The sequence below is a fragment of the Salinivibrio sp. PR919 genome (assembly GCF_001995355.1).
In the GTDB taxonomy this organism is placed as follows: Bacteria; Pseudomonadota; Gammaproteobacteria; order Enterobacterales; family Vibrionaceae; genus Salinivibrio; species Salinivibrio proteolyticus.
Window position 1 is genome coordinate 1 of record NZ_MUFL01000096.1, and the last position, 10,815, is coordinate 10,815.

At 42.4% G+C, this 10,815-nt stretch carries 8 protein-coding genes; all 8 read right to left on the minus strand.

The genetic code is table 11. The features are described from left to right. Positions 1 to 893, minus strand: an 893-nt coding sequence (locus tag BZG83_RS14475; protein ID WP_131825098.1) for an acylneuraminate cytidylyltransferase family protein, incomplete at its 3' end; no start/stop codon positions are given. Between the two features lie 553 nt (positions 894 to 1,446). Continuing rightward, positions 1,447 to 2,427 (minus strand): Wzz/FepE/Etk N-terminal domain-containing protein, encoded by a 981-nt coding sequence (locus BZG83_RS14480; protein ID WP_077481576.1) that lies wholly within the window; start codon positions 2,425 to 2,427, stop codon positions 1,447 to 1,449. Positions 2,428 to 2,569: 142 nt separating this feature from the next. Continuing rightward, a complete protein-coding gene (locus BZG83_RS14485) occupies positions 2,570 to 2,953 on the minus strand; it encodes a four helix bundle protein (protein ID WP_077481578.1) in 384 nt (127 codons plus the stop codon). A gap of 81 nt (positions 2,954 to 3,034) precedes the next feature. After that, positions 3,035 to 5,764 carry an SLBB domain-containing protein gene (locus BZG83_RS14490; RefSeq protein WP_338012844.1) on the minus strand — a complete coding sequence of 910 codons (2,730 nt, stop codon included), beginning with the start codon at positions 5,762 to 5,764 and terminating at the stop codon, positions 3,035 to 3,037. A 152-nt stretch (positions 5,765 to 5,916) separates the two neighbouring features. Further along, positions 5,917 to 7,146 carry a capsule assembly Wzi family protein gene (locus BZG83_RS14495; RefSeq protein WP_158074969.1) on the minus strand — a complete coding sequence of 410 codons (1,230 nt, stop codon included), beginning with the start codon at positions 7,144 to 7,146 and terminating at the stop codon, positions 5,917 to 5,919. A 726-nt stretch (positions 7,147 to 7,872) separates the two neighbouring features. Continuing rightward, complete coding sequence (locus BZG83_RS14500) at positions 7,873 to 8,568, minus strand: glycosyltransferase family 32 protein (protein ID WP_077481582.1); 696 nt, start codon at positions 8,566 to 8,568, stop codon at positions 7,873 to 7,875. Then, the gene (locus BZG83_RS14505; protein WP_158074970.1) at positions 8,569 to 9,855 is read right to left on the minus strand and encodes an O-antigen ligase family protein; all 1,287 of its coding nucleotides are present in this window, start codon (positions 9,853 to 9,855) and stop codon (positions 8,569 to 8,571) included. It abuts the gene before it with no gap. A 31-nt stretch (positions 9,856 to 9,886) separates the two neighbouring features. Continuing rightward, positions 9,887 to 10,675 (minus strand): glycosyltransferase family 25 protein, encoded by a 789-nt coding sequence (locus tag BZG83_RS14510; RefSeq protein WP_077481586.1) that lies wholly within the window; start codon positions 10,673 to 10,675, stop codon positions 9,887 to 9,889. Between the last annotated feature and the right edge of the window lie 140 nt (positions 10,676 to 10,815).

The following is a 10,815-nucleotide window of genomic DNA, read 5'->3' on the forward strand; positions in this document are numbered from 1 at the left end:
GTGTTAAGTATGTCATTAATAAATAAATCATATTTTCTACTAGATAGCACTTCAAATAATTCACCAATGCCATTGACACCAATAAAATTATGAGTGCTTTCGCCAAAAGTCTCGCGCGTTGTTTGATTTGTATCGTAGTAAATGTCCGGACTCACATAGAATTCATCAGCGAGTTCGAGGCACCGATAGATATGACCGAGTCCACGTTTAGTATTACCGTTCACATAAAAGGCAACTTTATAGTTAGATAACACTTGTTCTGCAGATTTAAGGTCAGAGTATGTATCAATATCAATTGATTCTTCTTCACTAACCTCAAAAACATCAATTTTTTTGCCAAGTCTAGTTTCAGGAGTGATACAAGCTCTCCGTGTAATCAAAAAAGCGCCCGTTTCTAAGAAATATGAAGGAARGTACTGTCTGTTGAGTCGCTTTTCATAGTCTGGAAACTTATTTCCAAACTCGTCTTGTCGCCATGCTAAGTGAGGCTTGTTGACACAGGATATTAGAGATTCTAGTCTACTTTCTTTAAAAAAGCTCAATGCCGATTTTAGTGTCTTAGTTTTTAATGTAGGCGACGTTGGCTGCATAGTGACTACGATGTCTTCATCACTCACAGAGTAGTTCATTATCGAATCATAAATAACCCCATCGAGAGTTACCTCGTCACCACAAAGCTCCTCGTTCCGCCAATGTACTTTAGCTCCCATTTGGATAGCGATAATCTCTACTTCTTTCGAGTTGGTAGACACTATAACTTCGTCAATTAGATCACAGCTTAGCGCATTGTTTATAGCATAAAATATTAGTGGCTTACCATTTAGCAAACGAATGTTTTTATTCGGTATACCTTTTGAACCTGATCTCGCTGGAATTATCGCAATAGTTTTCATTATAAATGCCCGTTACCGTAACTAACCACTAAAATATGAATAAAAAGCCTATGGAAGTCATCATTCTAGTAATGCCTAGGTACGACCATAGAAATTCTATTAAACCTTCGTCGTAAAAGACTTCATAGCGTAGTCGTAAGATAATTTTAGCCCAATACGCAAGTAATTCTTTTATATTGAGTAAATGCTTTTATATTCGTTTCTAATAATTTCAAAACCATTTACCTTATTTTTTAAAATTCTGGACGTGCACCGTTCTCATTCTCCAGGCACCTTCTTTTTAACCTAACACAGAGTTTCTAGTACATTGAATCGAAATACGAAGAATGAATGCCGTGCAGATGTGCAGATATTAAGCCTCTTGCTCTTCTCCGCACTCTATTAGCGAAGCGAGCCGTCCCTCAATTCCAAGTATAAATGACTGAATATAGATCACAGAAAGAGCGAAGGCCAATGCGGGCACGAGTTGCCGTATTCCGTATTCCGTATTCCGTATTCCGTATTCCGTATTCCGTATTCTAACTTTTACTGATAGAGAAAAAATGGCAAGAATCTAAGATCCTAGATTCTCATCTTCATCTTTCCTAAATGCAAATCTCACTAACACAATCGCGACACCCAGCATACCGCCAAGTAGCGTTGCCAGCACACAGATCAATGCACGTTTGGGGCCGGCTTTTTCTTCGGGGACAATGGCCGGGTCGACGGTTTTGAACACAAATTCGTCTTGCACTTCGGCCAGCATCAAGTTTTTAGTTTGCTCTTCAATCAGTTGGTAGAACACATTTTGCATTTGAGTGAGGTTAGTGTTTTCAAGCTGTTGGCGCAAGTAGCCAATGTTGGTTTTGGTTTCTGCTAGTTTCTCTTTTTTCGCATGGGCATTGATGTCGTTCACCAACAACTCAACCACTTGCTGAGCAAACACCGGAGACTGAGACTCAAAACTAAGGGTGATTAAGCCATTGTCTTTTTTTTTGTTGGTTTCTAGCTTGGATGAAAACGCTTTATATAATTGCCAATCTGTTGGCATGGCAGGTTGGTCCGCCGGGGCATCGTCGGGTTTTAGCCAAGTTTTTGTCTCTGGGTTGTAGCGCTCTAGGTTAATGATCCATTGATTCATTTCATCATCCCAACCTTCTGTGGCTGCCAGCGGCACGGCTAATTCATGCTGATGAATAAATTCGCTAATAAACTGGCGTGATTGCAACGTCGCCAGCGCAATTTGGGTTTCACTGCCGCCTTCGCTGCTAATATTCACGCCCGCAAGAGAAGCTAAACCTCCGAGTTGACCGGCCATACTGGCCAACCCTCCACCACTTTTTTCGTTGGCAGGTGCGAGCAAGGCCTCGGATTTGTAGGTATTGGGARGATAAAGCGAATACCCCACCCCAGCCACGGCAAAAACGAAGGTCATTGCAATGATCAGCCACTTACCTTGCCATAAGGCGGCAAACAGCTCTCGGAGGTCGATTTCGTCATCCGCCGCCAATGGGGAGATGGGGAGGGATTGGTAGTGTTGTGGTGTATTTTCCATTCGTTAAAAGGTCCTAGGATCCTAGGTCCTAGATCCTAGGAAGAGCACCTAGGTCTAGGTTGTAGGATTATTTTCAAAATATTAAAAAATTTCTAAGAAAACGCGTCGCTTTTCCGCTGGGATGACTATTAATCGCTTACTACTAATAGTTATATCCGCCCGCTTCCTCACGTACCATCCCTTTACGGCGTTTAATGAGCGCAGCTAGCATCGCAGCAATTTCTTTCGCTTCTTGGACGAAGCCCATCCCAGTTTGCTTGTCTATAAACCCAGCTTCGATACCGATATATATTTGGGTGATAAGCTCACCAGCAGACCCTTTGGCAATATACAAAAATCTTGCTGATTCCGCAGGCGTTTCTCGTTCTTCACCTTCTGCAATATTAGAAGCAACGGATAATGCACTTCGCATTATTTGGTCTTTGTAACCGTAATTTTTGCATGCGTCGAACGTTTTATATACCGATGAAGAAAGTCGACAGCTACGCTTCCACACTTCAAGCCTTTCAAAATCAAGTTGGCGCATCTAATCCTATTCCATTACCTACGCTTTATCACCCTAGGATCTAGGACCTAGGCTCTAGGATCTAAGCTCCTCCGCCCCACTTTAATCATTCACTGCTTTCCACGCGATACCCATTTGATAGAGAATTTGAGTCGCGGTCGAGGCAGTGCTTAGGCCGTCTAGGTAATCGGTATCGATTGGCACGATGATGGTGTCGCCCGGTTCAAGCTGTTTTTGGTTGCGACTAAACCAGAAGCTATTATTTGGCATCATGACTGAGCCATCAGCACGAACCACGTAAATACGATCGGTATCTGCTTGTTGTTTAGTGCCTCCCGCAGATTCAATGTAGTCACTGACGGTCATACTGGGTTCAAACAGTTGGTTTGAAGTGAATTGCACTTCACCCATAATGCTAACTACTGGATTTTTCGGTGGCACGTAAAGTTTATCACCACTTTCTACCATGATATTGGCCACGTCATCACCCTGAAGCGCACGGGGCAAAGAGATCACCATTCGACCTACCGCCTCGGCGTTTTGGAGCTCTTCAGCAATCGATAGTGCTTCCGACGGGCTGGTCGTATACTGCGCACTGCTGGTTTGGCGACGTAAAGCAAGACTACTAATTTCTTGTTTAAGCTGCCGGTTAAGCATTTTTAAACGCTCTTCTTCTTGGCGCTTGAGTCGCTCTCGGCTAAATACGGCGCCCTTAGGATAAGCAAATTCGGTTAACCCGCCTGCACGCTCAATCACATCTTTTAAGGTTTCGCCACGCTCAAAAGCATAAACCCCTGGAAAGCGAACCTCACCTTGTAGCTCAATCACGTTATCTTTGTGCCAGTTCGGTTTGGTCTTAATATTGATTCGGTCTTGACGATTAATTTTAAACTGTTGGTATTCTCCGTTGAGCGCTTTTTCTACATTAACTGGGTAATGACGGACCGTAAGTCGACCATCCACAACTTGACGACGTGTAATTTCTGCTTGGCCTAGATAAGCGGCTTCCGTCAGTCCCCCCGCTGCCTCAATGAGCTGTTGGAATGTCGCATTTGTGGGGAGTGGATAGATACCTGGGTATTTTACCGCACCACTCACCTCAACAATCGCAGCGTTTGATTCAATATTTGCTTGATCTTTCAAACGCTCAATAATGGGCTTGAGCTCTTGCTCTCGATGTGAAGGTTGGCCTTCTTCATCGTTTTGCGTCAATGCCTTTATCAATTGGGTTTGGTTTTGAACATTTTGTACTTGCACTTCAGCCCCTGTTGCTGGGTCGATAAATACGCGAGGGGCACCGCCTTCAGGTTGTTGAGCATATCTTATTTGCTGGGTAGTCGTGTCACTCTGCTGATTTTTCGTCTGTTGAGTGTAAGTGTCTGACAAAGGTATGTTCGCAGTAAGAGGAATACGTGTGACCTGTTGGCTCAACATTTGGTTTTGCTGAGCGTTTTTTGATTCACTTTGATCTATTTCGGTTTCGTCCCAAAACTGACTATCAATACCATTGTTGAACACGAAGATCTGATCGCMTTTATGCAAGCGTAGATTCTCGGAAGAGCTCGGCTGCTCTAGCGCTGTACCCAGTTTAAACTGTAGGACATCAATATTACGTTCAGCGTCGATTTCACGTACTACCAGCGCATAATTAAGATCAGCGCTCGGCTTTAGATCGCGACGGTTTTTTATCACGTCCGCTACCGTCATGCCTGGCTCGAAGTTGTAAGCGCCTTGACGAACAACCTCACCACGCACTACGACAGCATTGTCGAAAGCCTCATTACTCTTGGCTATGTGAATAGCATCGCCGTTTTTCACGGTAAAGGCTTGTCCCTTGGGTGTACGCATATCTACACTAAAAGGTTGGACACCGGATTCCGTTACACGTTTGACACTCACACTCGAGAGGTATCCTTCAGGTAGGCTTCCTCCTGCCATGGTCAGTATGTCAATCAGCGATGTTTTCTCTTTTAATTCGTATAGAGCTGGGCGCAATACTTCTCCATCAACTTTGACTTGAGCGCCACGAGTAGGCACAAATAGCGTGTCTCCCTTCAACAGGCGAACATCGTTACGCGCGTCGCCATTTAGTAAAAGCGCGTATAAATCCAACGTGTTTATCACCTTGCCGTTGCGCTTTAGCTGGATATAACGTAGTGAGCCGGTCTTTTTTACTCCACCGCTTGCAATGAGTGCTTGTGTCATTGTAGTCAGCCCGCTCACAGTAAACGCACCCGGCTGTTTTACCTCACCAGCCAAGTAGATTTGCATTGTGCGCATCGCACTAATATCCACAGTGACATCTACGCCAATCACACGCTCCGCAAACATTGTGCGAATTTGCTCACGTACTTTGCTAAATGTCTCATCAGCGACTTGCATCGGACCATATTCGGGAAAATGAATATATCCATCACGTTTAACTTTGAGTTGGTACGCTTGGTTCTCTTTTCCAAATACTTGGATATCGAGCACATCGCCGGGCCCTACTCGATAATCATTCGGCAAAGGGAGGTCGTGTACAGCAACCATCGGCGTTGGCTCTCCGTCAAAAAATGCGTAGCCAAAGGGTTCAAGTGTCTTTGAGGGAGTATTTTCTTGCTGTAAGGCACGCTCTAAGAAGGCTTGTGAGCCACCGATGCGTTCAGGTCGGGAAGGTACTACAGAAGGGGCAGGCTGTTGATTATTGCTTGTTGCACTATCGATCCAGCGATCAAGATCCACACCATATTGACGCGCGAGTTGCTCTTGCTGTGCCCTTGGTAACTTTTTAAATTGTTCTAACTGGCTTGCCGTTGGCGTTGCCGCATGTGCTAGAGAGACTGTTAGCAATGCACAAACAAATAATGCCAGTATATGTCGCATTGTATTATGAGCAAAGGAAGCACAAGTAGTGAGGGAGGCGCTAAAAGACCGCCCGAAAGAAGATAAGAGCATTAACATATGAGCGTGTTCCGTACTGTGAATGTCAATAAAGGCAACAGTTAAAATCGCATTTGGTAATTAAGCCAAACACGTACATTTGAATCTGCTACGTCCGGTGCGCCATCGTCCGTTTGGCTCGCACCCAATGTGAGCATAGCCGTCGCAATCGGTAGTCGGTAGCTTGCTTCTATATTTCGCCAAGAGTGAGCGCCTTGTTCGTGTTCAGCCGTCATTAATTTTATCTTATGATCGTTACTCAATTGGGCATACACGGCTATCGAACGGCTTTCGTTCAGTCCATAAGTTGTGCTGTTACCTCCTAATTGATCAGATGAAAGAGATTGATCTATGGCTGGCGTATACGCTAGCGAGGATTCAAAGCCATGATGAGTCGTTTGCTGCTCGAGCACCAAACGTATACTTTGTTGTCGTATCTCAGTTTGACCACTCCAACCGACAACAGTGGCCGCTAATTCTTTACCTTTGTAATCAGTTGCCAGTTCTGTATACAACGCATGCGTCAATGGAAAGTCAGACGCTGGTAGGGCAAGTTTAGCGTCCCAAGCCCACTGTTCACTCGTTTGGTAAAGTCCATTAGGGTTTTGCCATTTCTGGTAAGTCACCCCGTGTTGGAACAGTCTGAAGGGTTGACTCATTAAGCGTGCCGCCCAATGGGTATCGTATCCAGTCTTCTCTGGCAACTGATAGACCGTTTCGAATGACCAGTAACCCAATAAAAGGTTATCATCACCTAAATAGCTTAACGATGCACTCGGCGCAGGCTCTGATTGATTCCCCCAAATAAGATTATGTTGCCAACCTTGTCCCCACCAACGCTCAATTTGGCCTAACGTAAACAGCCAGCGTCCGTCATTAAGCGCCAAGTATGTCCCTTGCCATGTGTATTCATCGTCACCATTGGCATCTCGGCGGTATTGATTCGCGACCTTGAACGCAAATCGATTACTCATATATTGATACGCCGCCCCCACTGACCACTCATGGCGAGGCGTATCACCATAGTCGAGCGATGTCGACGGGTCATTCGCCCAATACGCGTCAAATGCTATTGGCGCACGATTAAATTTTGCAGCTTGACCCTGATAGCGAACGTGGCTTCGAGCCGTATTGAGCATTTGATAACGCGCACCATTGATTGGGCGTTGGTCGACATTGTTCTGATGCTGAACCGACGTGTCATCGTAAAAACTTGACCAACGCAATGGATACTGATTAATGGGCGCACTGAGTTCGCCTGCATCAGACAATGCAGTAAGATCAGCGCGCATAAATGGATCATTTGGCTCCAACCAAGGTGAGGCCTTGACAGGTGTCGTTATTATCAGTATTGACGTGATTAGTATTAAAGTGGCTATCCATCGCCCATGTTGAAGTACAAACGAAGTGCTGTTCATCCCTTTTTAGCCTTCTAGTCGCTTTGCATATGAACGCTAAATCAATCCATGCAACTAACTGAAAAATATATTAAAAAATCAAGCAGAGATAATTTAGACACGCTACCGCCCGGAGGTATCGCTCCTCTATGCGCGGTTATCATTTTTACACTAGGTTGAACCTTAACTTGCCATACGGTCGCTTGTGTCAGACGAATGCTAGACACGTAGACTGGTCACTCAGACACAACACATTGCTCAACCTTCAACACCTGCAGTTTACACATTTTGGTCTTCAGATAAAGAGCGCTGTTTTTTAAAAACTGCTTTAAAGATAACGTGCTACGTACAACCTGTAGATGTTTTAGTCCGTTTACTACTGAAAAGAAGGGATAGATCACGGAATGATAGGCTAATACTAGAAAGGACTTATTAGGACCTAGACCTTAGGGAACGATAACAGATAGCTTATGATTTCAGTCCAAACTCTGTAAGCTTTATTAGGCGAGTATGCCTAGGGGGAGGATAACCCCCCAAAATAGCGCTTCTATCTTTCTATCATCTACATAGAAGTGATTAATTATACGTCTGAATACGAAGCGCTATGTTTTTTATTCAAAATTATTTCATTCTAAAACGAAATAAGTATTTTTGATAAACATACAACTTACCCCAGAAACCTAAATGCTTAGATTTTAGGTATACTTCTTTTCTGGGGTTTTTCCAGCTATGTTGAAACCAGTGGACTAAATATGAGGTTGRTGGAAAATCGGGGATGACTCCATCACCATTATAAAAATAGAAAGTGTCTTTTTCGAATATTCTTATCTCATGTTCCAAGCACGAGTCTTTTTTATGCCTATTTATCATTTCCGTCATGATCTTTGGCCCCATAAAATAAGGGGAACTTAGTATTTCATTTTCATAAAAATCGATCGTTTTTTTCAACACACTGGAATGAGGTAATGCATAGATAACAGCGGTGCCAACATTCTCACTGTCTTCATAACCTACTCCGAAGTCACAATGATGAAACAAGCCAAATGGATCGCGCCTAATCGTCACATCAGTGTCGAGATACAATCCACCATGCTCTGCTAATACTTTAAGCCTGAGATAATCGCTAACAAAGGCATAAAGGCCCCGAGAAAGACATGCCTTCGCAAATTCACAATTTTCTATCCAAGTTTGTACTTCTGGATCCTTCTCTGTCCAGACTTTTACGTCATAACCTTGCTTTATCCAGTCATCCACACAGGCTAGCGAAAAGGGTGACATTTTATCACCTAGCCAAACCGCATGTATTTTATTAATCATTTAAGCATCGCCCTTTTCTCTTTCGTTATAAATCATGGATAAAATCATTGCAGCCACTGAGTTGAATATAAACTCCCCTGATTTAAATGTTAGGAAGGACTCAAACATATTAATAGTAAGGAAGAAAATAATGAAGCCTACGCTTAAGCAGGCACATTGAGTTTTTTGCGTTTTATCCATCCCTCTACGGAGTAAAGACCATATGCTAAAAATAAAAACGCTTAGCCCTACCACCCCATAGTTGACAAGAACATCAATATAACCATTATGTAAGTGTGTGAAGTTATTTACTACGTCATCGGGCATCCCTTCAGACATAGAAATGACGAGTGCTCGTCCATGTTGGCTTATACCTAACAATGGGTTCTCTGCAATCCATTTTAATGATTCAGCCCAAAGATGGATTCGAATACCGATACTTGAGAAGGGTATTTTATCTAAATCAAACGATAATATGGCGAGTATGACGTCTTTTTCAGTCATTAATCGCTCATGGATTATTGGTATATGAGCTAAGAGCATGGCGATAAGTATAGTTAACCCTGCCACTATGAATAATATTAGCCATGGGTTTAGTGTATATTTTCGATACACGCCAACCCACAACATTAGTCCCAAACTGACGATAAGTGCAAGCCATGATTGGCGAGATTGAGTGAAAATGAGCGCAAACAATGCGACCAGAATAAAACAACCAAGCATTACATACGCAAATCTCCAAAAATAAGGCGTATTGCTCGATTTTCTAATAAACAAACTCACCGCAACGATAATAGACGCCCCTAACAGTGCTGCTGGGTGATTCGCATTGACATATGAAAAATCAATACGCTCGCCACTCATACCTAGAAGGAACTCATTAATAATATTTGGTGAGTAAGAGACTAAGGTTAACAACACACCGAAGCAGAACGCGATCATAAAACCATTTATGAACAACCTATCGCGCTTAATCCAATAAGTGATAAAAAGAAAAAAGTAGAAGTTCACTATAGCGCCAAAGTCAGGGCTAGAATCTACTATATCCGGGTATTTAAACAATGCGTTAATCCAGCTTAAAACTGGAACAATCGCGGATATAAGCATTAAAAAAAATAGTGGCTCTTTTGTTTTACTCCCTCGGTCATAATAGAGTGAAAATAACACACCTAGAATAACTATTGATTGGAATATATCACCAATCCACCGATAAGATGTTTTAAATACAGCATAACCTAGACAGCACAAAATCATCAAAGTCACAAATGATTTACTGTCAGCAACTGACTGTATATTCCAAAGTTTCATCTTCTTATACTCCCACATGCTCACCCCTCATTTAACTTTTTCTGTATTTTAATTTTATTATTCTAAACCAGTCTAAAAAACAGAAAATTCGTAATAAAAACTCAAAAACCCTATAGAGTTCAATATAAAATCGGCTCATTATACGAATATTTTCTTTTACCTTTCTTCTCGAACCAGAACCGATCGTTGATCTGATTTTTGCACGAGAAAATAGACTAGGTGATATGCTGTAGGCTTTCACGCCATGCTTCCAAATTTTTTCCATATAGTCATCTACCGGCTCAATAAATTGCTGTGAACTATCGAAAAAAGCTTTCGCTGCGATGGGACTAATAATATAAGCCGTCGTACCGCAAGTATTACTCACATATTGCCCTAAATAATACTTGTTACATAGTTTTTTTATTTTAAGGAAGACTCTTTTTCGTGTTGCAGAGAGTTTTATATAAGAAAAATCACGTGTCTGTTCGCTGATATTAAAAAGGTCTTTAGGATGAAAATCATGTAGATCCACGTTATCTTCGATAATAACGATGGGCTTATTCTTCTCAATGCATTTTTCCCACAGTTGGCGATGACTGGCAAAACAAGCTAACTCTGCAGGTTTCAGTCGATAACCTTTGATTTTTCTTGTTTTTTGTGCATTTTCAAATTTTCTCAATGCACCCATATGCGAGTGAGAATCAATTGCATCGAAAAACTGGAATTCAATACCTCTTTGATTTAGTTGGTTTTTTATTCGCGTTCTACGCTCAGTTGATTCCCGCAAACTAATAACAAAAACCTGTACAGACTGACCAGATTCTTTATTCAGGCACATTTGTTTAATCTCATATAGCTCGTCAGCTAAACGCGTCCCTACATAGCTGCTGTGAAAAACGGGGAGGATAGCATAATCAGTGTCTTAGCTCATCATGATACGTGTTTGAATAGCTTTTATATTATTAGACAGTATATAAC

What these genes read in the sequence shown, in the direction of transcription:
- BZG83_RS14505 (WP_158074970.1), bottom strand. Translation starts at nt 9,855, where the DNA reads ATGAAACTTTGGAATATACAGTCAGTTGCTGACAGTAAATCATTTGTG.
- BZG83_RS14495 (WP_158074969.1), bottom strand. Translation starts at nt 7,146, where the DNA reads ATGCGCGCTGATCTTACTGCATTGTCTGATGCAGGCGAACTCAGTGCG.
- BZG83_RS14485 (WP_077481578.1), bottom strand. Translation starts at nt 2,953, where the DNA reads ATGCGCCAACTTGATTTTGAAAGGCTTGAAGTGTGGAAGCGTAGCTGT.
- BZG83_RS14510 (WP_077481586.1), bottom strand. Translation starts at nt 10,675, where the DNA reads ATGTGCCTGAATAAAGAATCTGGTCAGTCTGTACAGGTTTTTGTTATT.